Annotated in this window: 22 protein-coding genes; 14 read left to right on the top strand and 8 right to left on the bottom strand. The window is 70.4% G+C overall.

Going from position 1 to position 20546, the window contains the following annotated elements; all coding sequences use genetic code 11:
- On the bottom strand, positions 1 to 816 hold an 816-nt coding region (locus tag ACFVJS_RS10635), incomplete at its 3' end, for a DUF222 domain-containing protein (RefSeq protein ID WP_378879250.1).
- A gap of 480 nt (positions 817 to 1296) precedes the next feature.
- On the opposite strand from ACFVJS_RS10635, the gene ACFVJS_RS10640 reads away from it, so the two are divergent.
- Positions 1297 to 2229 (top strand): sulfite exporter TauE/SafE family protein, encoded by a 933-nt coding sequence (locus tag ACFVJS_RS10640; RefSeq protein WP_378879253.1) that lies wholly within the window; start codon positions 1297 to 1299, stop codon positions 2227 to 2229.
- Here ACFVJS_RS10640 and ACFVJS_RS10645 read toward each other — a convergent pair whose 3' ends face one another.
- Positions 2230 to 3174, bottom strand: a complete 945-nt coding sequence (locus ACFVJS_RS10645) for an Lrp/AsnC family transcriptional regulator (RefSeq protein WP_378879256.1) — start codon at positions 3172 to 3174, stop codon at positions 2230 to 2232.
- A gap of 193 nt (positions 3175 to 3367) precedes the next feature.
- On the opposite strand from ACFVJS_RS10645, the gene ACFVJS_RS10650 reads away from it, so the two are divergent.
- Genes ACFVJS_RS10650 through ACFVJS_RS10680 form a run of 7 tightly spaced genes read left to right on the top strand, consistent with a single transcriptional unit; the run spans position 3368 to position 10545 of the window.
- On the top strand, positions 3368 to 3790 hold the full coding sequence (locus ACFVJS_RS10650; protein WP_378879258.1) for a nuclear transport factor 2 family protein: 423 nt from the start codon (positions 3368 to 3370) through the stop codon (positions 3788 to 3790).
- The gene (locus ACFVJS_RS10655) at positions 3790 to 5349 is read left to right on the top strand and encodes a purine-cytosine permease family protein (RefSeq protein WP_378879260.1); all 1560 of its coding nucleotides are present in this window, start codon (positions 3790 to 3792) and stop codon (positions 5347 to 5349) included. The genes ACFVJS_RS10650 and ACFVJS_RS10655 overlap by 1 nt, the downstream gene beginning before the upstream one ends.
- A 53-nt stretch (positions 5350 to 5402) precedes the next feature.
- On the top strand, positions 5403 to 6350 hold the full coding sequence (gene speB / locus ACFVJS_RS10660; protein ID WP_165112503.1) for an agmatinase: 948 nt from the start codon (positions 5403 to 5405) through the stop codon (positions 6348 to 6350).
- Positions 6347 to 7972 (top strand): thiamine pyrophosphate-binding protein, encoded by a 1626-nt coding sequence (locus ACFVJS_RS10665; RefSeq protein WP_378879263.1) that lies wholly within the window; start codon positions 6347 to 6349, stop codon positions 7970 to 7972. The genes speB and ACFVJS_RS10665 overlap by 4 nt, the downstream gene beginning before the upstream one ends.
- Before the next feature lie 27 nt (positions 7973 to 7999).
- Entirely contained in the window at positions 8000 to 9472 is a 1473-nt protein-coding gene (locus ACFVJS_RS10670; protein ID WP_378879266.1) for a sodium:solute symporter, read from the top strand.
- 24 nt (positions 9473 to 9496) lie between these two features.
- Positions 9497 to 9895 carry a hypothetical protein gene (locus ACFVJS_RS10675; RefSeq protein WP_378879269.1) on the top strand — a complete coding sequence of 133 codons (399 nt, stop codon included), beginning with the start codon at positions 9497 to 9499 and terminating at the stop codon, positions 9893 to 9895.
- Positions 9895 to 10545: a TetR/AcrR family transcriptional regulator gene (locus ACFVJS_RS10680; protein WP_378879272.1), complete on the top strand. Its 651-nt coding sequence runs from the start codon at positions 9895 to 9897 to the stop codon at positions 10543 to 10545. The genes ACFVJS_RS10675 and ACFVJS_RS10680 overlap by 1 nt, the downstream gene beginning before the upstream one ends.
- Here the strand turns inward: ACFVJS_RS10680 and ACFVJS_RS10685 are convergent.
- Complete coding sequence (locus ACFVJS_RS10685; protein ID WP_378879274.1) at positions 10542 to 11003, bottom strand: winged helix-turn-helix transcriptional regulator; 462 nt, start codon at positions 11001 to 11003, stop codon at positions 10542 to 10544. The two genes, ACFVJS_RS10680 and ACFVJS_RS10685, sit on opposite strands and share 4 nt — an antisense overlap.
- Before the next feature lie 64 nt (positions 11004 to 11067).
- Here ACFVJS_RS10685 and ACFVJS_RS10690 point away from each other — a divergent pair, with 64 nt between their 5' ends.
- From ACFVJS_RS10690 to ACFVJS_RS10705, 4 genes are read left to right on the top strand one after another with little or no spacing between them, the layout of a single operon-like run.
- A complete protein-coding gene (locus ACFVJS_RS10690) occupies positions 11068 to 11598 on the top strand; it encodes a GNAT family N-acetyltransferase (protein ID WP_378879276.1) in 531 nt (176 codons plus the stop codon).
- 60 nt (positions 11599 to 11658) lie between these two features.
- On the top strand, positions 11659 to 12006 hold the full coding sequence (locus ACFVJS_RS10695) for a hypothetical protein (RefSeq protein WP_378879279.1): 348 nt from the start codon (positions 11659 to 11661) through the stop codon (positions 12004 to 12006).
- Complete coding sequence (locus ACFVJS_RS10700) at positions 12003 to 12431, top strand: phage holin family protein (RefSeq protein WP_378879282.1); 429 nt, start codon at positions 12003 to 12005, stop codon at positions 12429 to 12431. Before ACFVJS_RS10695 ends, ACFVJS_RS10700 begins: the two co-directional genes overlap by 4 nt.
- Positions 12428 to 12715, top strand: a complete 288-nt coding sequence (locus ACFVJS_RS10705; RefSeq protein ID WP_378879285.1) for a DUF3618 domain-containing protein — start codon at positions 12428 to 12430, stop codon at positions 12713 to 12715. Before ACFVJS_RS10700 ends, ACFVJS_RS10705 begins: the two co-directional genes overlap by 4 nt.
- On the opposite strand, the gene ACFVJS_RS10710 is transcribed toward ACFVJS_RS10705, so the two are convergent.
- Positions 12702 to 14141 (bottom strand): pyridoxal phosphate-dependent decarboxylase family protein, encoded by a 1440-nt coding sequence (locus tag ACFVJS_RS10710; RefSeq protein ID WP_378879287.1) that lies wholly within the window; start codon positions 14139 to 14141, stop codon positions 12702 to 12704. The genes ACFVJS_RS10705 and ACFVJS_RS10710 overlap by 14 nt on opposite strands.
- A complete protein-coding gene (locus tag ACFVJS_RS10715; RefSeq protein WP_378879290.1) occupies positions 14138 to 15469 on the bottom strand; it encodes an MFS transporter in 1332 nt (443 codons plus the stop codon). The genes ACFVJS_RS10710 and ACFVJS_RS10715 overlap by 4 nt, the downstream gene beginning before the upstream one ends.
- Positions 15470 to 15541: 72 nt before the next feature.
- On the opposite strand from ACFVJS_RS10715, the gene ACFVJS_RS10720 reads away from it, so the two are divergent.
- Both ACFVJS_RS10720 and ACFVJS_RS10725 read left to right on the top strand, forming a co-directional pair.
- Positions 15542 to 16009: a peroxiredoxin gene (locus ACFVJS_RS10720; RefSeq protein WP_378879293.1), complete on the top strand. Its 468-nt coding sequence runs from the start codon at positions 15542 to 15544 to the stop codon at positions 16007 to 16009.
- Positions 16006 to 16848 (top strand): SDR family oxidoreductase, encoded by an 843-nt coding sequence (locus ACFVJS_RS10725; protein WP_378879296.1) that lies wholly within the window; start codon positions 16006 to 16008, stop codon positions 16846 to 16848. Before ACFVJS_RS10720 ends, ACFVJS_RS10725 begins: the two co-directional genes overlap by 4 nt.
- On the opposite strand, the gene ACFVJS_RS10730 is transcribed toward ACFVJS_RS10725, so the two are convergent.
- From ACFVJS_RS10730 to ACFVJS_RS10740, 3 genes are read right to left on the bottom strand one after another with little or no spacing between them, the layout of a single operon-like run.
- The gene (locus ACFVJS_RS10730; protein ID WP_378879299.1) at positions 16796 to 18427 is read right to left on the bottom strand and encodes a long-chain fatty acid--CoA ligase; all 1632 of its coding nucleotides are present in this window, start codon (positions 18425 to 18427) and stop codon (positions 16796 to 16798) included. The genes ACFVJS_RS10725 and ACFVJS_RS10730 overlap by 53 nt on opposite strands.
- Complete coding sequence (locus ACFVJS_RS10735; RefSeq protein WP_378879302.1) at positions 18421 to 19275, bottom strand: SDR family oxidoreductase; 855 nt, start codon at positions 19273 to 19275, stop codon at positions 18421 to 18423. The genes ACFVJS_RS10730 and ACFVJS_RS10735 overlap by 7 nt, the downstream gene beginning before the upstream one ends.
- Positions 19272 to 20504 carry an acyl-CoA dehydrogenase family protein gene (locus ACFVJS_RS10740; RefSeq protein WP_378879305.1) on the bottom strand — a complete coding sequence of 411 codons (1233 nt, stop codon included), beginning with the start codon at positions 20502 to 20504 and terminating at the stop codon, positions 19272 to 19274. The genes ACFVJS_RS10735 and ACFVJS_RS10740 overlap by 4 nt, the downstream gene beginning before the upstream one ends.
- Positions 20505 to 20546: the final 42 nt, after the last annotated feature.

Below are 20546 nucleotides of genomic sequence, written 5' to 3' on the forward strand. Positions count from 1 at the left end.
CGCCGGCTGGTCACTGTCATTGGCGAGCGAGTCGGCGGTCATCACGACCTTGACCTCGATCCGCGGCATCGCCCCGGCACTGCTGCGGCCGGTGACCCGGTCGACGAGGGTGTCGGCCATGACCTGACCCCGGGACCGCTCATCACCAGCCGCGCGGGCGGCGTTGGCAGCCTGGTCGAGGGCCGCGAACACCGCGACGCCGTCCTTGACCGGCAACAGGGCACCGAGCCAGGTCATGGTGTCCGGTGCCGGCCGCAGGCCGACCCGCCGGTCCTTGGCTGCGTTGGCGGCGCGGGCGACGACGGAGGTTTGGTCGAGGGTGATGGCGAGCTTCTTGGCGGCGTTCTCGAGCTGCCGCAGCCCCATCACCACCGCGCGGGCCGGTTCACCGCCCGGTCCCGGGGCACAGAGCTCGTGGTCGATGACCCGACGGTCGTCGAGGGACAGGCAAGCGGTCTCGCGGGCCAGGACGGTGGCCTGCCACTGCGAGAACAACCCAGCCTTCATCAACGCGAAGGTGTGCGGCATCTCCGCGATCAGAACCTTCGCCAACCCGAGCAGCTTCGCACCCCGAGCGGGGGAAACCCGGCGCGCCAACGCGACTTGCGAGGCGACCCCTTCGCCGAGTTTCCGGGCCGGGACACCGGCCGCGGATTGGCGTGCCCGAGCGGCTTCCTCGAGACATACGGCTGCTTCTGCCTGTACCGCTTCCGCGCGACACTTGACCGCTTCCAGACGCGTGATCCAGTCGACCAACTCATGCTCGGACGCACCGGGAGGTGGCCCGTCGAGGAGGCAGTCGATGGTCTCGTACATGCGTCTTATTATATGCGAAACAGCGCCATGGCGCGACCCATTTATGCTGGTCAGCCCCAGGTTATGCCGTCAGCGAACAAGTCACATGAGTGCTGCGCCACTCTCTCGCTGCCGCCCCGATACAGGCGAAATCTTTCTCGATCGGGCGCCGGGTCAAGGATGGCCGAAGGCCACCGCGAAGCGGCGGGCGAAGCCCGTCCTTGACGCGGCGGCCGATCGAGAAACACTCAAAGACCGGGTCGGCGGCGACCCTGAACCGAAAACACAGCCGCCAAACCGAGCCCTCCCGGAGACGAGAACCGTGTCGGTCTCGCCTACCGGCTCCGGCGGCTCGACCAGCGAGGAAGACGTCGACCAGCGCGCGAGCGGAGCCATCGTCCTGCTCCCCGAGACACCCCCGGAGCCCGTCGATTCGATCATTTATAGTAAATCGAGTTACATGACTATCTCAAGGTCTTCCATCCCACACAGGAGGTTCGCGTGGAGCGGCTCATCATCTTCGCTCTCGTCGGTCTGGCAGCCCAGGCCGTCGACGGATCTCTGGGGATGGCCTACGGCGTCACCTCCAGCACACTTCTGGTCGCCACGGGGGTGGCCCCGGCGGTCGCCTCGGCATCGGTGCACCTGGCGGAGGTCGGCACCACGTTGGCCTCCGGCGTCTCCCACTGGCGGCTGGGCAACGTCGACTGGAAGGTCGTGGCCAAGATCGCGGTGCCGGGCGGCATCGGCGCTTTCACCGGCGCGACGGTGCTCTCCAGCATCTCCACTGAGAGCGCCACGCCCTGGGTCGCCGGCATCCTGCTGGTCCTGGGCGTCTACATCATCGCCCGTTTCGTCTTCGGCAAGCCGCCGGTCTTCATCCCGGGCCGCCGCCCGGGTCTCGGGCTGCTCGCCCCGCTGGGCCTGTTCGGCGGCTTCATCGACGCCACCGGTGGCGGTGGCTGGGGCCCGGTCACCACGCCGACCCTCATCTCCAGCGGCACCCTCCACCCGCGCAAGGTGATCGGCTCGGTCTCCACCGCCGAGTTCGTCACCACGCTCTCGGCGAGCGTCGGCTTCCTGGTCGGCCTGGCCGGAGAGGCGCTCGACTGGCGGATCATCGGTGGCCTCCTCATCGGCGGCGTGGTCGCGGCCCCGCTCGCCGCCTACCTCGTCAAGCACCTCTCGCTGCCCATCCTCGGCGGCCTGGTCGGCAGCATCATCCTGATCACCAACGGACGTACGCTGCTGCGCAACTTCGAGGCCGAGTCCGTGGCCGCCTACGGCCTGCTCTTCGCCATCGCCGCCGTCATCGTCACGATCGCGGTGCGCAAGACCGGCGGCAGGCTCACCGACGCCCACGAGCCGGAGACGGGGTCGAAGCCCGCATCGGAGCCGGCATCGGAGCCGGCATCGGAGTCCGCCACGGCCTGATCAGGCGTTCACAACGGCACCCTCGCCCAGACGCAGCGACGCGTACGTCTCCTTGACGAACCGGAGGTGGCTCCACGTCTCGGCCTCGCGGACGCCGTCGAGCTCGCGGATGTGGTCGAGCACCCCGACCAGGTCGCCGGAGGTGGCGGTGTTCACGGTGAGCAGGGCGTCGTAGCGCCCCAGGGTGCGGGCCACGAAGGTGACCGACGGAAGGGTCGCGAGCTGCTCGGCGATCGGGCGGTGGGCGGCTCCGTCGAGACGGAGCCCGATCCCGGTCGCCGTACGCCGCTCCCGACCCGAGTGGCGCACGACCGCGCCGACCCGGACGACGTTGCCGTCGAGAAGGCGGACCACCCGCCGGCGGGTGCCGGCGGGGGAGAGGCCCACGCTCGCGGCGAGGTCGACGAAGGAAGCGCGACCGTTCGCCTGCAGTGCGCGCAGCAGTGCGTAGTCGGTCTCGTCGAGCGACCCAACTGCGGGTGCGGGGCCGACCGGGGCGGCGACGTCGCGGATGACCTCGGTGTAGAGCAGTGTCTCGGTGGTGACGATGCCGTCGATCGCGCGCACCTCCGCGAGGGCGTCGTCGATCCGGCTGATGTCCTTCGCCCGGATCTCCAGGACCAGGGCGTGGTGGCCGCTGGTCATCGAGACCAGCGTCGTGTCCTCGCGGGCGGCCGCCGCCTGCGCGACGTGGCTCGCGGAGCCGTTCACCGTGACCGAGACGTGCGCCAGCACGTCGTGACCGAGGACCGCGGGATGAACGACTCCCCGGACGTCGATGTGGCCCTCCGCCAGCAGCCGCTGGACCCGGGTGGCCGCCGCTGATCGGGAGAGGCCGACCTGGGCGGCGATCTCACGATGGGTGAGGCGACCGTCCTCCTCGAGCAGGACGAGGATTGCCTCATCGGTGTCGTCGAGGACGGCGGACGTGAATTCGTTCGACATTTTTTGGGAGCGTCTCCAAGGTCGGATCGATCCTCTGGGGGCGGGATCTGATGCCATTATGACGGATCTGTCGCACATGACCGGCATATCGATCCCTATTACGGCCAGGTTAAGAACGAAACGATTGCCGCGCCTCTCGGAATGCTCTTAAAGTGACGCAGATCTCGGCCGACCCACAGATCCAGGAGGCCCGGTGTCCACGATCACCGTCCCATCAGCCACGCTGACCGAGTCGCAGGTCCATGCGGCCGCCGACCGGCTCGTCGCGGCCTTCGCCGCGACCGACACCGCGGCCTACTTCGCCTGCTTCGCCCCCGAGGCCAGCTTCGTCTTCCACACCGAGCCTCGACGCCTCGACGACCGCGCCGCCTACCAGCGACTCTGGGCCGCATGGGTCGCCGAGGGCTGGCACGTCGAGTCCTGCCGGAGCACCGGTCGTGTCGTCCGGGTCCACGGCGACACCGCGATCCTCACCCACGACGTCGACACCACGACCTCGACGAACGGACGCACGACGACCACCCGTGAGCGGGAGACGATCGTCTTCCGCCTCGTCGACGGCGACCTCCTCGCCGTGCACGAGCACCTGTCCGCCCAGCCGAGCGAGGGCCTGTGATGAGTACGCAGCCACAGCCGCCGAAGGTCACCGAGGTCGAGCAGCACGGCGTCGAGCCGATCCCCGACCCCGAGCGCAGCGCCCGCCCGCTCGACCTGTTCCGGCTCACCTTCGGTGGCGCCAACACCATCGCCACGGTCGTGCTCGGCAGCTTCCCGATCCTCTTCGGCCTCTCCTTCGCCCACGGGCTGCTGGCCACGCTCCTCGGGCTGCTGCTCGGCGCCCTGGTCCTCGCCCCGATGGCCCTGTTCGGCCCGCGCAACGGCACCAGCAACTCGGTCAGCTCCTCGGCTCACCTCGGCGTGCACGGCCGGATCGTCGGCTCGTTCCTGTCTCTGCTCACCGCCCTCGCGTTCTTCTCGATCTCGGTGTGGAGCTCCGGCGACGTACTCGTCGGCGGCGCCCACCGTGCCGTCGGGCTGCCGGAGAACGACCTGACCCTCGCACTGGCCTACGGCCTCTTCGCCGTGCTCGTGCTGATCGTGTGCATCTACGGCTTCCGGTTCATGCTGCTGGTCAACAAGATCGCCGTCGTCGCCGCGACGCTGCTCTTCCTGCTCGGCATCCTCGCCTTCGCCGGCGACTTCGACCCCGGCTATGCCGGTGCGTTCGGCTCCGGCTCGGAGGCGTTCGGTCAGCCCGGCTTCTGGGCCGCCTTCGTCGGGTCGGCGCTGATCGTGATGTCCAACCCGGTCAGCTTCGGCGCGTTCTTGGGCGACTGGGCCCGCTACATCCCGCGGGACACCCCGGGGCGGTCCTCCATGGCCGCCGCGTTCCTGGCGCAGGTCGCCACTCTCGTACCGTTCTGCTTCGGCCTGGTCACGATGACGATCATCGCGACCCGCGAGCCGGAGATCTTCGAGACCGGCGCGTACGCCTCGGGGCTGCTCGCGATCGCGCCGGGCTGGTACTTCGCCCCGGTCGCCCTGATCGCGCTCATCGGGGGCATGTCGACCGGCACCACCGCGCTCTACGGGACCGGGCTCGACTTCTCCAGCGTCTTCCCGCGCTTCAACCGGGTGCAGTCCACGGTGCTGATCGGCGTCTTCGCGATCGGGGTCATCTTCATCGGCCGGTTCGTCTTCGACGTCGTCTCCAGCATCTCCGCCTTCGCCGTCCTCATCATCAGCTGCACCGTGCCCTGGATGATGGTCATGATGATCGGCTGGTCCGTCCGGCGCGGCTGGTACGACTCCGACTCGCTGCAGGTCTTCAACCGCCGCCAGCGTGGGGGTCGCTACTGGTTCGCCCACGGCTGGAACTGGCGCGGCCTGGCCGCCTGGCTGATCGCGGCCGCCGTCGCACTGACCTTTGTGAACCTCCCGGGCCAGTTCGTCGGCCCGCTCGCCCCGCTCGTCCCCGGCGGCGTCGACATCTCCATCCCACTCGGGATGGGGCTCGGCGCGCTGCTCTACCTCGGCCTGCTCTTCGCCTTCCCCGAGCCGCGAGACGCCTACGGCCCCGAGGGGGCCCGGCTCGTGCCCACCGGCCCGCCGGCGAACAACCCGGTGACCTCGGTCGACGACGGACCCGCTGCCGCGGCCACCGTCGTCGGCTGACCCCGATCCCTCGCACCATCCGCACCATCCGCGCCACCAAGGAGAACCACCCCATGCCCATCGGGCCCATCGACGCCTCCAAGAACCCTCGCTACGCCGGCTTCGCGACGTTCGCGCGCCTGCCCCGCCTCGACCAGGTGGAGCACGCCGACATCGCGGTCGTCGGGGTTCCGTTCGACACCGGCGTCTCCTACCGCCCGGGTGCCCGCTTCGGTCCGGCGCACGTGCGGGAGTCCTCGCGCCTGCTGCGTCCCTACAACCCGGCGCTGGACGTCTCGCCGTTCGCCTCGGCCCAGGTGGTCGACGCGGGCGACATCGCGGCCAACCCGTTCCACATCGACGAGGCGATCGACACCGTGCACGCCTCGGCGCTCGACCTGACCGCCGACGGCGCCCGGCTGGTGACGATCGGCGGTGACCACACCATCGCGCTGCCGCTGCTGCGGGCCGCTGCCGAGCAGCACGGCCCGGTCGCGCTGATCCACTTCGACGCCCACCTGGACACCTGGGACACCTACTTCGGTGCCGAGTACACCCACGGCACCCCGTTCCGGCGGGCGGTCGAGGAGGGCATCCTCGACACCGAGGCGCTGAGCCACGTCGGCACCCGCGGCCCGCTCTACGGCAAGAAGGACCTCGAGGACGACCGCCGCTTCGGCTTCGGCATCGTCACCTCCTCCGACGTCTTCCGCCAAGGCGTCGACGAGGTCGTCGACAAGCTCCGGCAGCGGGTCGGCAACCGTCCCGTCTACGTCTCGGTCGACATCGACGTCCTCGACCCGGCCCACGCACCCGGCACCGGCACCCCTGAGGCCGGTGGGCTCACCTCGCGGGAGCTGCTGGAGATCCTGCGCGGCTTCGCCGGCCTGAACCTGATCGGCGCCGACGTGGTCGAGGTCGCTCCTGCGTACGACCATGCCCAGCTGACCGGAGTCGCCGCTTCGCACGTGGCCTACGACCTGGTCTCGCTGCTCGCGATGCGGCACGCGGAGCAGGCATGAGCGGACGCAACGGCGGCGACGTCACCGTCGAGAGCCTGATGGCGCTCGGCGCGACCCACGTGTTCGGGATCCCGGGGCAGCACGCCCTCGGTCTCTTCGACGCCATCCGCCGCAGCGACCTGACCTTCGTCTCCTCCCGGGTGGAGAACAACTCGGTCTTCGCCGCCGACGGGTACGCCCGGACGACCGGTCAGGTCGGGGTGGTCTTCTGCTCCACCGGGCCGGGAGCGCTCACCGCGCTGGGGGCGCTCCAGGAGGCGTACGCCGCCTGCGTGCCGGTCCTGATGATCACCAGCCAGATCCCGCGCGACGGGCTCGGCGGGGCGCGCAAGGGCTACCTGCACCAGCTCGACGACCAGCAGGCCAGCGCCCGCAACGTCACGAAGTCGACCGCCGTGGTCCGGGACGCGGCCGCGATCCCGGGAGTCCTCGCCGACGCGTGGGCCACCGCCCAGGAGGCGCCGGCCGGTCCGGTCTGGATCGAGATCCCGCAGGACGTGCTCCTCGAGGAGGTCGCCGTGCCACCGGTGACGAGCCTCGAAGCGACCGTGCGCGCGCCGCGACGGCCCCGGCCGGAGGTCACCGCGGAGGCAGCCCGGCTGCTCGCCGCGGCCGAGCGCCCGGTGGTCCTCGCCGGAGGAGGCGTACGCCGCTCCGCCGGTGCCGCGGAAGCCCTGGTCGCCCTCGCCGAGCTCCTCGACGCGCCGGTGGTCTCGACCTCGGGCGGCAACGGAGCGATCCCGCTCGCGCACCCGTTGAGCGCCGGGGCGTGGATCGAGGACCGGCACACCACCGACCTGCTCGAGGACGCCGACGTCCTGCTCGCGATCGGCACCTCGTTCGGCGAGGTGACCAGCAACTACGGCACGTTCGCCCCGCGGGGCCGGATCGTCCAGGTCGACGCCGAGGCCCGGGTGCTCGGCTCCAACCACGACGTCCTCGGCGTCCACGCCGACGCCGGCGCGGCGCTGGCCGACCTCGCTGCCGCGCTCGGCGAAGCCGGCTCACGCTCCGCGAGCACGCGGTCCGGCGCCGCCGTCGCCCGCGACCTGCGCACCCGAGTCGAGAAGCGGCTCGACGCCCAGGACCTCGCCCAGGAGCAGCGACTGCTCGCCGACCTGCGCGCGGCGGTGCCCGACGACGCGGACACGTTCTGGGACATGACGATCGCGGCGTACTGGGCGTGGTCGGCCTGGGACCCACGCTCCGGCGGCTTCCACACGGCGCAGGCCTCCGGTGGCCTCGGGCTCGGCTTCCCCGCTGCGATCGGAGCTGCGGTCGGGACCGGTCGGCGTACGTTCGCGGTCTCGGGGGACGGCGGCGCGATGTACTCCATCGCCGAGCTCGCCACCGCCCGCCAGCACGACGCCGACGTCACCTGGCTGGTGATCGACGACGGCGGCTACGGGATCCTGCGCGAATACATGACCGGCGCGTTCGGCGAAGCCACCGCCACCGAGCTCGCCCGTCCCGACTTCGTCCGCCTCGCCGAGGCATTCGGCATCCCCGTGCATGCCGCGACCCCCGAGAACGTCGGCGACATCGTCGCCGGCACCTTCGCCACCAGCGGCCCCGCGGTGGTGGTCCTCCCGACGACCCTCCGCATGTTCGCCTCCACCTGACCCTGCCAAACCGACCGGGAGCCCCCCATGGATCTCATCATCATCGTCATCTACCTCGCCGCCATGGTCGCCTTCGGCTGGTGGGGAAAGACCCGCACCAGCGACAGCTCCGACTTCCTCGTCGCCGGACGCCGGCTCGGTCCGGTGCTCTACACCGGCACCATGTCGGCGCTCGTCCTCGGTGGTGCCTCGACCGTCGGCGGCGTCGCGCTCGGCTACGAGTACGGCATCTCCGGGGCCTGGCTGGTGGCCGCGATCGCCCTCGGCGTGCTCGCGCTGAGTCTCTTCTTCGCCGGGCGGATCCAGCGGCTGCGGATCTTCACCGTGGCCCAGATGCTCGAGCTGCGCTACGGCGTCGGAGCCACCGCCGCCTCGGGCCTGGTCATGGTGGCCTACACCCTGATGCTCGCGGTCACCTCCACGATGGCGTACGCGACGGTGTTCAACGTGCTCTTCGGCACCGACCGCGTCGTCTCGGTGCTGATCGGCGGCGTGATCGTGGTGATCTACTCGACCATCGGCGGGATGTGGTCGATCACCCTGACCGACATGGTGCAGTTCACGCTGCAGACCATCGGCATCTTCCTCCTGCTCCTGCCGTTCACCTGGAACCACGCCGGCGGCCTGGACGGGATCAAGGCGCGCGCCGCGGACTCGGTCTTCGACCTCGGCGCGATCGGCACCGGCACCGTCATCACCTACATCGTCGTCTACACCTTCGGCATGCTGATCGGGCAGGACATCTGGCAGCGCGTCTTCACCGCCCGCTCCCCACAGGTGGCTCGTTGGGGTGGCACCGCCTCTGGTGTCTACTGCCTGGTCTACGGCGTGGCCGGCGCGTTGATCGGGGCCGCGGCCTCGACCTTCGTCACCGTCGAGGACCGCAACGACGTCTACGCCACGATCGCCGAGTCGATCCTTCCAGCGGGTATCAGCGGCCTGGTGCTGGCCGCCGCGGTGGCCGCGATGATGTCGACCGCCTCGGGGGCCCTGATCGCGACGGCCACCGTGGCCCGCACGGACGTGCAGCCGCTGCTGGCACGGTTGGTCGGGCGTACGCCGGCGCGGGTCCAGGACGAGGCGGAGAACCCCGAGCACGACGTGCTCGCCAACCGGATCTACGTCGTCGCGATCGGTATCGCCGTCGTGGTCATCGCCTCCTTGCTCAGCGACGTCGTCTCCGCACTGACGATTGCCTACGACATCCTCGTCGGCGGTCTGCTCGTCCCGATCCTGGGCGGGTTCCTGTGGCGCCGTGCGACCGGTGCGGGAGCGGTGGTCGCGATGGCCGCCGGGACCGTCGCCACGCTGGGCACCATGGCGGTCGTCGGCGACGTGCTCGCCAACGAGCCCGTCTACGCGGGCCTCGTCGTCAGCGCGGTGGCGTACGTCGTGGTCAGCCTGCTCACCCGTCCCACCGACCCCGCGGTGATGCGGGAGTGGACCGCCCGGCTCGGGGACGAGAGGCCTGCGGCTCCGGCTCCCGCCGAGACAATCTGAAAATGATCATCGTCAAATATGTCGGTGCACGGCACGACCTTCGCCGGTCTCCACCAGCTCGGCATGACGCTGGGCGCCGCCGAGCTCGCCGGCCAGGTCCTGACCGCCTTCGGCTGCGTGGCCTGCACCCAGCTGGTCACCGACGGCAGCGCGGTGCGCACCCTGACGAACGGGCCGATCGCGCAGCCGGGCGTGACGTACACGATCATCCAGTCGCGGTACGACGAGCTGGTCACGCCCACCGAGACCTCGTTCGTGCGAGAGCCGGGTGTCACCAACACCTACGTGCAGGACGTGTGTCCCTACGACCCGGTCGGTCACATCGGCGAGGCCTACGACACCAACGTGTGGCACATGGTGGAGAACGCGCTCGACCCGGCAAACGCCACGACGTTCACCTGCTCGGTCGGGTCGCCCGGCTGATGGCGCAGGAGGGCCGCTCCTACGGTGGGCTGACCCACGAGGAGCGCGACGCCCAGCGGCGTCAGCGGCTTCTGGGTGCCGCCACGGAGATCATCGGCACCAAGGGATATGCGGCGACCACGATTCCGGGCGTGTGTGCTGCCGCGAAGGTGTCCACGCGGCACTTCTACGAGATCTATCCCGGCAAGGAGGATCTCTTCGTCGACCTCTACGACCGGATCACCGCCGATTCCTACGAGCGGGTGGGGGAGTCGTTGAAGGCGACCGCCGGCGAGCCGATCTCGCGCCGGGTGCAGGCGGCGGTGCTGGCCTATCTCGACCCGATGCTCGAGGACACCCGCGTCGCCCGGATCGCCTTCGTCGAGATCATGGGCGCGAGCCCGCGGATCGAGAAGCTCCGGCTCGACTATCGCGAGACCCTCGTCGAGGTCGTACGCACGGAGTGCTCCGCCTCCGTGGCCCGCGGCGAGATCCTCGACCGCGACTGGCGCTTCGCGGCGCTGGCTCTGGTGGGCGCGGTGACCGCCATCGTCTACGACTGGGCGCTGCACCAGCCGCGCTCCAGTCGCGAGGCCCTCGAGGCTCAGCTGGCCGACCTCGCGCTCGTCCTGCTGGCAGCCGACCCCGTCGAGCGGGGCGACACGCTCTAACGGGAAGCGGCCGGAAGGGCGACGGGTCGGACCTCCCGCGGGCCGCCGAGCCGGTGGCCGTCCTCGCAGGTCAGGCTCAGGTGCACCTCGCCGCCGCAGTCGCGGTGCTCGAGCGTGAGTGCGGATCCCCGGGCGTCGGCGACGTAGCGGTCGCCCCACTCCATCAGGGCGACCAGTGCCGGATAGAGGTCGAGGCCCTTCTGGGTCAGCCGGTACTCGTGCCGTTGTCGCTGCCCCTCGGCGTGGTAGGGGGCCCTGGCGAGGACGCCCTGGTCGACCAAGGTGTTCAGCCGCTCGGTGAGCACCGCGCGCGAGACATCGAGGTTCTGCTGGAGGTCGGCGAAGCGGCGTACGCCCAGGAAGGCCTCGCGGAGCACGAGCAGGCTCCACTTCTCGCCGACCACCGCAAGGGTGCCGGCGACCGAGCATCGGGTGCGGTCGATCTCGTCGGTGATCACGGGACCAGCGTACGACGCTGAATTCGTTTGACGAACTCAGCATGCCGAGAGGAGAGTTCGAAATATGAACTCAGAACGCCTTGTCGCGATGCCGGCGGTCGCCACCCGACCGGTGCGGTCCGAGGACCTGGCCGCCTTCGAGCGCATGTGGCGACGCCTGTCGGAGGAGACCATCTACCGGCGATTCCATGCCCCGATCAAGCGGCTCTCGCTCAAGCTCCGCCGCTACCTCGTCGATGTCGACCACGTCGACCACGACGCCTTGGTCGCGGTCGCCGGTGGCGAGGTGATCGCCGTGGCCCGCTACCACCGTTGCGCCGACGATCCGGCGGCCGCCGAGGTGGCGGTGCTCGTGGAGGACGCCTGGCAGGGCCGCGGCCTGGGGGTGCGGATGCTGCGTGAGCTAGCGTCGCTGGCGAGCCGCCGTGGCATCCACGTCCTCACCGGCGACGTGCAGGCCGACAACCTGCCGATGCTCGAGCTCGTCCAGTCGCTTCTCGGGCCAGCGGCGCTGGACGCCCGCGGCGCGTTGGTGCACGTCAGCGGCAGCTACGGCGGCGCTGGTGAGCCGCGGGTATCGGCACCGTGTGCGTGACCCCTGTCTAACTTCGCGAGGCCTGGGTACCGGCCAGTTGTACGCGATGAGGAGGAGCACATGTTCAAGAAACCAGCGTTGATGACTGCCTTTGGCATCGGCTACGTTCTCGGCGCCCGCGCTGGACGCGAGCGCTACGACGCCATCGCTGCCAAGGCACAGAAGCTGTGGCACGACCCGCGGGTGCAGGACAAGGCACACCGTGCGGGATTCGTGGCCAAGGAGAAGGCGGCGAGCGCGAAGCACACCGTCCAGGACAAGATGCCCGGCGACACCAAGGGGTCCACTTCGCCGACGGAGCCGGCTGCGCCGGCCTCGCCGAGGTCGTATCCGCAGACGACGCCGAGCGGTCCGCGACCGACCACCACGGACCCGGTGACCGACATGCCGCGGGGGTGGGAGTCGTGACGCTTCACCACCAGACCGACGCATCGATGGGTGAGCTGGTCTCGCGTCTCTCGGACGAGATGTCCAGCCTCGTGCGAGGCGAGCTCGAGCTCGCCCGACTCGAGCTGACCGAGAAGGCCAAGCACACCGGCAAGGGGGCCGGGGCGCTCGGCGCCGCCGGCCTGGTGGCGCTCTACGGTGTCGGGGCCCTGATCGCCACAGCGATTCTCGCCCTGGCGCTCGTCATGGACGCCTGGCTGGCCGCGCTGCTGGTCGGAGTCGTCCTGCTGGCGATCGCCGGCGGCATCGCCCTGTTCGGGAAGAAGCAGGTCTCCGAGGGAGTCCCGATGAAGCCCGAGCGCGCCACCGAGAACCTCAAGCGTGACATGGAAGCCGTCAAGCACCACCGTCGCGCCGAGGACCGCATCGCGAGGAGGACGCCATGACGCACAACCCCACCCGACCCGTCGACGCGGGCGACCACAGCATCGCCGACGTGGAGGCCGACCTCGACACGACCCGTCACGAGATGGCCGACACCCTGGACGAGCTCGCCGCTCGGCTGGACGTCAAGACGCGTGGGAAGGAGAAGGCCCACGAGGTCAAGGAGCGTACGCAGATGGCGGCCCGGTCCCGGGACGTGCAGATCCGAGGTGGCATCGTCGCCGCGATCGTGGTCGGCGCGATCCTGATGCTGGCCAGGAGGAAGCGTCGGCTCAAGTCCGCCTAGGCCGGGTCAGCCGGTCCAGGAAAGCGACGAGCAGGGCCTCGCGCATCGCAGGGGTGGCCACGTCGAGCATCGCATTGACCTCGGCCATCCGCTGCGGGAGCGCGAGGTCGCTGTGTCCGCTGTCGGGCTCGTCGGCACCGATGAGCCCGGCGGCGAGAAGCAGTCCGTCGAAGTCGTCGTCCGAGAGGTCCAGCGGATCGAGCTCCGCGATGAAGGCCGCAACGCCGGGGTCGACGGCGACCGGGCCGGTGGCGACGGCCGCCTCGATCGCCTCGCCCAGAGCTCCGAGCAGCTCCTCGACGTGAGGAAGGGTCGCGGCGCTCACCGACAGGTGGATCGTGGCGGGGGAGCCGGCGTAGGACATCTGCGGCTGGACGTACCAGCCACGGGCGGCCATCTCGTCGCAGACCGTGAACGGGTCGCAGCTGCCGTCGGTGGTCAGCGCGATCAGCGTGGAGTCCGGGCTACTGACGACGTCGAGCTCGGGGATCTCGCCGATGCCCGCCCGGATGAGGTCGACGGCCTCGAAGACATCGCGGGCGAGCCGCTCGTAGCCGGCGTCGCCGAGCGAGCGCATCACCGCCCAGGCGCCGGCCAGCGGCCCGCCCGACTTCGTCGACTGCATCGTGGAGTTGAGCATGGTGTAGCCCGGCCAGGCGGCCGAGGCGAAGAACTGCGGCCGGCGCAGCTCCGGGGCGCGGTGCAGGAGGATCGAGGTGCCCTTGGGGGCGTAGGCGTACTTGTGCAGGTCGACGGAGATCGAGGTGACGCCCTCGACGGCGAACGTCCAGGCCGGTACGTCCCGGCCCAGCCGCGCCGCATAGGGCAGCACCCATCCACCGATGCACGCGTCGACGTGGCAGCGGATCCCGCGCTCGGCCGCGGCTGCCGCGATCGCGGCGACCGGGTCGACGACGCCGTGCGCGTAGGACGGCGCCGAGGCGACCACCAGCACGGTGCGGTCGTCCATCGCCGCCGCCATCGCCGCCGGGTCCGCCCGGCAGTCGGGCCCGACCGGCACCAGCACCGGCTCGACCCCGAAGTAGTGCGCCGCCTTGTGGAAGGCGGCGTGCGCGGTCGCCGGCAGCACCATCCGGGGCCGCTCGATCCCGGGCCGTGAGTCGCGTGCGGTCTGCACCGCGAGCAGGACCGACTCGGTGCCACCGGAGGTGACCGTACCGACCACGGTCTCGGGTGCGTCGAGAAGGTCGGCGGCCATGCCGACCACCTCGGTCTCCATCCGCAGCAGGCTGGGGAACGCGGTCGGGTCCAGGCCGTTGGAGCCGGCGTAGGCCGCCACCGCCTCGCGGCCGATCCGGTCGATGTCGGGCAGGCCGGAGTCGTAGACGTAGGCGAGGGTGCGGCCACCGTGCACGGGCAGGTCGGCGGACTGCATCTCGCGGAGCTGGGTGAGCGCGTCTGTCATACGGTCACGGTTCCTTCCACGTCGTCGGCGGTGAGTGAGTAGCGCCGCAGCCACAGCAGGCTGAGGAGCACCAGGAACGCCGGCAGCACGGAGAAGCCGAGCGTGATGGCGGTCAGGGCCGAGTCGGGCTGGGCGACCCCGGTCCCGGTCGAGGATCGGTAGCCGCCCAGCGCGAGGACGACGGCGAAGACACCGGGGCCGAGCGCCAGCCCGAGGGTCTCGCCGGCGGTCCAGACGCCGGTGTAGACGCCGATCCGGCTCGAGCCGCTGCGTCGGGCGTCGACGGCGGCCGCGTCGGGGAGCATCGCCATCGGGAACACCTGGCACCCGGCGTACCCGACCCCGACCAGCACCACCGCCGCATAGACCAGCACGAGCGGCGCGGTCTGGGCGGTCGCTGCGAGGAGCGCGCCGACGGCGAGGACGAGGGAAGCGGCGACGTATCCGGCCTTCTTGCCGATCCTGCCGCCCAGCGCTGCCCATGCGGGCGTCAGCAGGAGCGCAGGGCCGACGAAGCAGACGAACAGCACGGTGGCGGCGCCCGTGCGGCCGAGCACGTCGGTGGCGAGGTAGTCGACCCCGGCCAGCATCGCGCCGAAGGCGACGGCCTGGATCACGAACGTGACGAGCAGTCGGCGGAAGTCGGGCGCCGCCGCGACGATCCGGAGCTGGTCGCGCAATCCGCCCGGGCCGGGCTGGACGGTGTGGACCGGCGCCCGGCGGGTGCCGGCGTACGTGGTGAGCACCCCGACCAGGATGAGCGCCGCCATCACCACGCCCATCACGCGGTAGCCGTCGCGGCCGCCGACGGCGTCGCGGATCATCGGGGCGGTGGCACCGGCGAGCAGGATGGTCAGCGCCAGGATCGCGACCCGCCAGGTCATCAGCCGGGTGCGCTCGTCGTAGGACTCGGTCAGCTCGGCCGGCATCGCGACGTAGGGGACCTGGAAGAACGCGTAGGCCGTCGCGCAGGCCAGGAACATCGCCAGCACCCAGAGCGCCTCGAGCCCGGTCGCCATCGACGGTGCGGCGAACAACAGCGCGAACGTCACTGCCAGCGCGAGCCCGGCCCGCCGCAGCCAGGGCCGTCTCGGGCCGCGCGGGTCCACGGTCCGGTCGCTGATCCGGCCGGCGATCGGGTTGAGCACGACGTCCCACGCCTTCGGGGCGAACACGATGAACCCGGCCGCGAGCGCGGCGATCCCGAGGCTGTCGGTCAGGTAGGGGAGCAGCATCAGGCCCGGGATCGTGCCGAACGTCCCGGTGGCGACGGATCCGGAGCCGTAGCCGATGCGCACCCCGAGCGGGAGGGATGGGCTGGCTGGCATGCCCGCCATAGTGCCGTTCCCGGCCCGTCTGTGCCCGGGAATGCCGGAACTCGCTCCGCTACGGTTGACGCCATGCCGCTCAAGACCGGTGCCGTCGCGCCCGACTTCACGCTCCCCGCCCAGGACGGTACGTCCGTCTCCCTCGCCCCGCTCCTCGAGAAAGGTCCGGTGGTGCTGTTCTTCTACCCGGCCGCCGAGACGCCGGTGTGCACCAAGGAGGCGTGCCACTTCCGCGACCTCGCCGCCGAATTCGAGGCCATCGGTGCCCAGCGGCTCGGGATCAGCAAGGACAGCGTCGAGAAGCAGGCGGGCTTCGCCGCGAACCACGACCTCGACTACCCCGTGCTCGCCGACCCCGCCGGATCGGTTGCCGACCTCTACGGCGTCAAGCCCAGCCTCCTCGGCAGGCTCGGACCGCTGCAGCGTACGACCTTCGCCATCGGTGCCGACGGCCGGATCAAGGCCGTCGTCGAGGGGATGCTCAAGGCCGAGATCCACGCCGACGAGGCCCTCGCCGCGCTCAGGGACGACATGAAATGACGACCACCATCGCCGTCACCGGCGCCACCGGCTTCGTCGGAGGCGCCGTCGCCCGGGCGCTCGGCGGCTCCCGTGCCGCGCTTCGTCTTCTTGTTCGTGACACCACCAGGGCTCCCGAGGTCCCCGGAGCCGATGCGTTCGCCGTGACCTACGGCGACAGAGAGGCTGCGGTGGTGGCCCTCGACGGTGTTCAGACCGTGCTCATGGTCTCGGCCTCCGAGTCGGCGGACCGGCTGGAGCAGCACCTCACCTTCGTGGACGCCGCCGCTGCTGCCGGGGTCGAGCACATCGTCTACACGTCGTTCTTCGGCGCAGCGTCGGATGCCGTCTTCACGCTCGCGCGCGACCACTTCGCGACCGAGGAACGGATCAAGGCGAGCGGGATGGGCTACACCCTGCTGCGCGACAACTTCTACCTCGACTTCCTTCCTTCCCTGGTCGGCGAGGACGGCGTCATCCGGGGTCCGGCCGGCAACGGCCGCTTCGCGCCGGTCGCCCGGGCCGACGTGGCGCGCTCCGCGGTGGCGACGCTCACCGCGCCGCACCGTCACCGCGGGCTCACCTACGACCTCACCGGACCCGAGGCGCTCACCATGGGCGAGGTCGCCGACATCCTCTCCGAGCATCGTGGGAGCGAGGTGCGCTATCACGACGAGACGATCGAGGAGGCCTATGCATCGCGTCGCCGATGGGAGGCACCCGACTGGCAGTACGACGCCTGGGTCTCGACCTACACCGCGATCGCAGCGGGGGAGCTCGACGGCGTGAGCAGCGCGGTGGCGACTCTCACCGGGCGGGAGCCTCTCGGGCTTCGCGACTACCTCGCGGCGAGCCAGTAGGTCCCGACGCGGGGCTCGTCCGCGCCAGCTCGCGCTTGAGGATCTTCCCGGTGGCGGTCATCGGCAGGGTGTCGACGAACTCGACGAGGCGCGGGTACTTGTACGAGGCCATCTCGGCCTTGGCCCAGGAGACGAGGTCCGCTTCGGTGAGGGTGGCGCCCGGCTTGAGGATCACGAACGCCTTGACCTCCTCGCCGTGACTCTCGTGCGGTACGCCGATGACGGCGGCGAGGCTCACGTCCGGGTGCGTTACCAGGACCTCTTCGACCTCGCGGGGGTAGACGTTGAAGCCGCCCCTGATGATGAGGTCCTTGGACCGGTCGACGATGTAGTAGTAGCCGTCTGCGTCGCGTCGGGCGAGGTCGCCGGTGCGGAACCAGCCGTCCTCGTCGATCACCTCGGCGGTCGCCTTCTCGCGTCGGTGGTAGCCCTTCATCACATTGTGGCCCTTGATCGCGATCTCGCCGATCGCGTCCGGAGACCATTCGATCTCCGCCCAGGAGGCCGGGTCGATCAGCTTCATCGAGACGCCGGGGATCGGCTTGCCGATGGAGCCGGGGCGCGGCGGTTCGCCATACGGAGCGAACGATGCGACCGGCGACGTCTCGGAGAGGCCGTATCCCTCGGCGACCGAGACGCCGAGCCGATCCTCGACCTCGCGGTGGATCTCGACCGGAAGCGCGGCTCCCCCGGAGATCGCCATCCGAAGGTTCTGTGCCAGGGCATCGACCTCGGTGCCGTCCTCGAGCGCACCGAGCAGTCCCCAGTACATCGTCGGCACTCCTGCGAAGACGGTCACCGACTCCCTCAGCATCGTCTCGATCACAGCGCCCGGCTCGAACCGCGGCAGCATCACGACGGTTCCGCCGAAGGCGAAGCCACCGTTCTGGATGACCGTCTGGCCGAAGGAGTGGAACAGCGGCAGCACGCACAGGTAGGTGTCTGGCCGGGTCACGTCGCAGCCGAACAGGTCCTTGCTCGCCAGCGCGTTGTCACGCATGTTGCGGTGGCGCAGCTCGGCGCCCTTCGGCTGCCCGGTCGTGCCGGAGGTGTAGAGGATCACCGCGGTGTCGTCCTCGTCCGTGGCCATGGTCTCGAACGAGGTCGGCTGGCTGGCCACGGCCTGGGCGAAGGTCTCGGTGTCCGCGATCGGCGAGGACGCGGCGGGGTCGCCGGTGATGACGAGGAGATCCCGACATCCGTCGACCTCGTCGAAGCCGGCCTTGGCCTCGCTGCCGATGGGCAGCTCTGGTGTGCCCTCGAAGGCGAACAGCGCCTTCGCATCCGAGTCGTCGAGGTGGTAGGCGATCTCACGCGCCTTGAGCAGCACGTTCAACGGAACCACGACGGCGCCCGCCTTGAGGATGCCGTAGTAGGCGACCGAGAAGTACGGCAGGTTGGGGCACATCAGGGCGACCTTGTCGCCGGGCTCGATCCCCCGCGAGACGAGCAGGTTCGCGACCTGGTTCGCCGCGGCGTCCACCTGGCTGTAGGTCAGGCGCGTGGAGCCGAGGACCAGGGCGTCGCGGTCGGGATACGTGCGGGCGGATTCCTCGAGCAGGATCGACAGGTTCAGCATGGTGCTTCCTCGGTGGGTCGGGACGATGCGGGTGCGTCGATGAAGATGTCGTACTCCAGGTCTCCGGTCCCGCCGTACGGGGAGAGATCGGTGACCCCGGCGTCGCGGAGCACCTCGACGTCGAGGAACGTGTTGCCCGAGCACTCGCCGACGGGCCGTTCGAGGATCGCCACGGCTGCGTCCGCGACGATCTGAGGGGAGCGGGACCGCTCCAGGGCGGCGTCGCCGCCGAGGATGTTCCGTACGGCATCGGTGGCGATGTAGGTCTCCGGCCACAGACAGTTGGCGGCCACGCCGTGATCCGCGTACTCGGCCGCCCAGCCGAGGGTCAGCAGCGTCATGCCGTACTTGGCCATCGTGTACGCCGGGTGGGCGCCGAGCCAGGCGGGGGAGAGGTTGAGCGGCGGGCTGAGCGAGAGGATGTGCGGGTGGGTGCCCTTGCGCAGGTACGGCAGGGCCTTGCTGGTGAGCAGATAGGTGCCGCGCAGCTGGATGTCGGTCATCAGGTCGAACCGCTTCATCGACAGCGTGTCGGTGCCGTCCACAGCCAGCGCGGAGGCGTTGTTGACCACGACGTCGATGCCGCCGAATCTCTCCACGGCCTTCCGGACGGCGCCCTCCACGGAGCCTTCGTCGCGTACGTCGCCCACGACGGCGAGCGCGCCGCCGCCGGCGGCCTCGATCTCCGCGGCGGCGGTGTGGATGGTGCCTGACAGGCGGGGGTCGGGGGTGTCGGTCTTGGCCAGCAAGGCCACGTTGGCGCCGCGGCGCGCGGCCGCGACGGCGATCGCCAGACCGATACCGCGGCTTCCTCCCGACATGAGGATGGTGCGTCCTGCGAGGCTCATCCGGTGATCTCCTTGCCGAAGATGCTGCGGGCGACGACCCACTTGAGGATCTCGTTGGTGCCTTCGTAGATCTCGCCGATCTTGCTGTCGCGGTAGATCGCCTCGACCGGTCCTGGGGTGCCGTCGGCGCTGAGCTCGCGGGCGAAGCCCAGACCGCCGAAGACCTGGATGGCGTCGCGGGCCATGTCGACGGCGAGTCTGCTGCCGTAGAACTTGGCCATCGAGGCCTCCGGCTCGGGGAAGATCTCGCCGGCGTCCCGGCGCAGCGCCGCCTTGAGATAGAGGGTGCGGGCGTTCTCGATCTCGGTGGCGCGCTCGGCCATCAGGAACTGCCAGTGCTGGTTGGCGCCCAGCTTGCGACCGAACGCCTCCCGGGACTCGAGGTGGCCCACGGCGTGGTCGAAGGCCGCCTGGGCCATCCCCACGCCGGCGGCGGCGATGCCGATGCGGCCGAGGGTGAGGGTGGCGAGTGCGTGGCGAAGTCCCTGTCCGGGCGCGCCGCCGAGCAGGTCGGCGTCGGTCAGCTCGACATCCTCGAACCAGACGTCGGCGGTGAGCTGGCCACGGTTGCCCATCTTCCGGTCCGGCTCACCCACCCGTACGCCGGGCAGCGAGGTGTCCACGATGAACATCGACAGTCGGTCCTCGGTGCGTGCGAGGGTGACGATGAACCCGGCGACCGGGGAGTTGGAGATCCAACGTTTGCGACCGTTGAGCACCCAGGCGTGGCCGTGCCGGACCGCGACGGTCTGCACGGCCTGCGGGCTCAGGTCGGAGGAGGCGTCGGGTTCGGTGGTCGCGAAGGCGCCGACCAGGCTGCCCTCGGCCACCGGCCGCAGCCACCGCTGCTGCTGGTCCGGGGTGCCGTGGGTGAGCACGTTGCCGGCGAGGATGCAGTGGACGTCGAACACGGCCGCGATGCTGCTGGAGTGGTAGGCCAGCTCCTCGATCGCCGTCGCCGTCGCGGTGACGGGGTGCTCCAGCCCCTCGCCGCCGACCTCGGCGGAGAAGGGCACCCGGAAGAGGTCTGCCGCAGCGAGGCCGTCGAAGACTTCGCGGGGGAAGCCGTCGACGCGCTCGTCGCCGTTGGCGATCTGACGTGCGGCGGGTGCCACCACGTCGGCGGCGATCTTCCGCACGCGGTCGCGGACCTCGAGGGCCTCGGCGGGCGAGAGCAGGTCGTGGTAGAGCCGGTCCGCCTGGCGGATGGGGTTCTGAGTGGTGGGCATCATCGTCTTTCTGTGTCGTTCGTCGGAGATGGATGGAGGTCG

The organism is Nocardioides sp. NPDC057772, assembly GCF_042798075.1.
GTDB lineage: Bacteria > Actinomycetota > Actinomycetes > Propionibacteriales > Nocardioidaceae > Nocardioides.

What these genes read in the sequence shown, in the direction of transcription:
- ACFVJS_RS10645 (WP_378879256.1), bottom strand. Translation starts at nt 3,174, where the DNA reads ATGTCGAACGAATTCACGTCCGCCGTCCTCGACGACACCGATGAGGCA.
- ACFVJS_RS10655 (WP_378879260.1), top strand. Translation starts at nt 3,790, where the DNA reads ATGAGTACGCAGCCACAGCCGCCGAAGGTCACCGAGGTCGAGCAGCAC.
- speB (WP_165112503.1), top strand. Translation starts at nt 5,403, where the DNA reads ATGCCCATCGGGCCCATCGACGCCTCCAAGAACCCTCGCTACGCCGGC.
- ACFVJS_RS10665 (WP_378879263.1), top strand. Translation starts at nt 6,347, where the DNA reads ATGAGCGGACGCAACGGCGGCGACGTCACCGTCGAGAGCCTGATGGCG.
- ACFVJS_RS10670 (WP_378879266.1), top strand. Translation starts at nt 8,000, where the DNA reads ATGGATCTCATCATCATCGTCATCTACCTCGCCGCCATGGTCGCCTTC.
- ACFVJS_RS10680 (WP_378879272.1), top strand. Translation starts at nt 9,895, where the DNA reads ATGGCGCAGGAGGGCCGCTCCTACGGTGGGCTGACCCACGAGGAGCGC.
- ACFVJS_RS10690 (WP_378879276.1), top strand. Translation starts at nt 11,068, where the DNA reads ATGAACTCAGAACGCCTTGTCGCGATGCCGGCGGTCGCCACCCGACCG.
- ACFVJS_RS10695 (WP_378879279.1), top strand. Translation starts at nt 11,659, where the DNA reads ATGTTCAAGAAACCAGCGTTGATGACTGCCTTTGGCATCGGCTACGTT.
- ACFVJS_RS10705 (WP_378879285.1), top strand. Translation starts at nt 12,428, where the DNA reads ATGACGCACAACCCCACCCGACCCGTCGACGCGGGCGACCACAGCATC.
- ACFVJS_RS10710 (WP_378879287.1), bottom strand. Translation starts at nt 14,141, where the DNA reads ATGACAGACGCGCTCACCCAGCTCCGCGAGATGCAGTCCGCCGACCTG.
- ACFVJS_RS10715 (WP_378879290.1), bottom strand. Translation starts at nt 15,469, where the DNA reads ATGCCAGCCAGCCCATCCCTCCCGCTCGGGGTGCGCATCGGCTACGGC.
- ACFVJS_RS10720 (WP_378879293.1), top strand. Translation starts at nt 15,542, where the DNA reads ATGCCGCTCAAGACCGGTGCCGTCGCGCCCGACTTCACGCTCCCCGCC.
- ACFVJS_RS10725 (WP_378879296.1), top strand. Translation starts at nt 16,006, where the DNA reads ATGACGACCACCATCGCCGTCACCGGCGCCACCGGCTTCGTCGGAGGC.
- ACFVJS_RS10730 (WP_378879299.1), bottom strand. Translation starts at nt 18,427, where the DNA reads ATGCTGAACCTGTCGATCCTGCTCGAGGAATCCGCCCGCACGTATCCC.
- ACFVJS_RS10735 (WP_378879302.1), bottom strand. Translation starts at nt 19,275, where the DNA reads ATGAGCCTCGCAGGACGCACCATCCTCATGTCGGGAGGAAGCCGCGGT.
- ACFVJS_RS10740 (WP_378879305.1), bottom strand. Translation starts at nt 20,504, where the DNA reads ATGCCCACCACTCAGAACCCCATCCGCCAGGCGGACCGGCTCTACCAC.